The organism is Bradyrhizobium sp. P2_E8, from assembly GCF_056403875.1.
This window is the reverse complement of record NZ_JBFUES010001569.1, coordinates 1-1103: the sequence shown is the minus strand read 5'-3', so window position 1 is coordinate 1103 and position 1103 is coordinate 1. Positions and strand designations below refer to the sequence as shown.

At 68.2% G+C, this 1103-nt stretch carries 1 protein-coding gene; it reads right to left on the bottom strand.

The genetic code is table 11. The features are described 5' to 3' along the window. Positions 1-60: 60 nt before the first annotated feature. Positions 61-1103: UDP-N-acetylglucosamine 1-carboxyvinyltransferase (locus tag AC1D00_RS42370; protein WP_477014814.1), on the bottom strand; the 1043-nt coding region annotated here is incomplete at its 5' end.

Below are 1103 nucleotides of genomic sequence, written 5' to 3'. Positions count from 1 at the left end.
GGATTGCATCTGCGATGCTATCCGGCCTCTCCCCGCCAGCGGGGAGAGGCGAAGAAGTCCTCAGCTCTTCCTTTCGGGCACGCGCTTGATCTTCGCGCCCAGCGCGTTCAACCGCTCCTCGATGCGCTCGTAGCCGCGCTCGATCTGGTCGGCGTTGTTGATGGTCGAGGTGCCCTCGGCGCAGACGGCGGCCAGCAGCATCGCCATGCCGGCGCGGATGTCGGGTGAGGTCATCGGCGCGCCGCGCAGGCGGCTGGGGCCGGCGATGATGGCGCGATGAGGGTCGCAGAGCACGATACGCGCGCCCATCGCGATCAGCTTGTCGACGAAGAACATCCGCGATTCGAACATCTTCTCGAACATCARGATCACGCCCTCGCATTGCGTGGCGGTGACGATCGCGATCGACATCAGATCGGCGGGGAAGGCGGGCCAGGGCTGGTCCTCCAGCTTCGGCACGTGGCCGCCGAAATCGTCCTGGATCTTCAGCGTCTGGTTCGAGGGCACGATGAGGTCGTCGCCCTCGACGCGGCAGACGATGCCGAGCCGCTCGAAACCCATGCGGATCGAGCGCAGGTGCTCGACACCGGCGCGCACGATGCGAAGCGGCGAGCGCGTCACGGCGGCAAGCCCGATCAGCGAGCCGACCTCGATATGGTCGGGCTGGATCCGGTAGGTCGCTTCCCCCAGCGTCGCCGGCCCGTGCACGATCATGGTGTTGGTGCCGATGYCCTCGATTCTGGCGCCGAGTGCGACCAGGAAATTGGCGAGGTCCTGCACATGCGGCTCGGAGGCCGCATTGCGCAAATAGGTGACGCCGTCGGCGGCGACCGCCGCTACCAGCGCGTTCTCGGTCGCGGTGACGCTCGGCTCGTCCAGGAACACGTCCGCGCCGGCGAGCTTTGGCGCGCGGAATTCGAGCCGGTCGGTCGCGGTGACTTTGGCCCCCAACTGTTCCAGCGCCAGCACATGGGTGTCGAGCCGGCGGCGGCCGATGACGTCACCGCCGGGCGGCGGCAGCATCACCTCGCCGCAGCGGGCGAGCAGGGGGCCCGCGAGCAGGATCGAGGCGCGGATGCGGACGCAGAGCTCGGGGTCGAGAT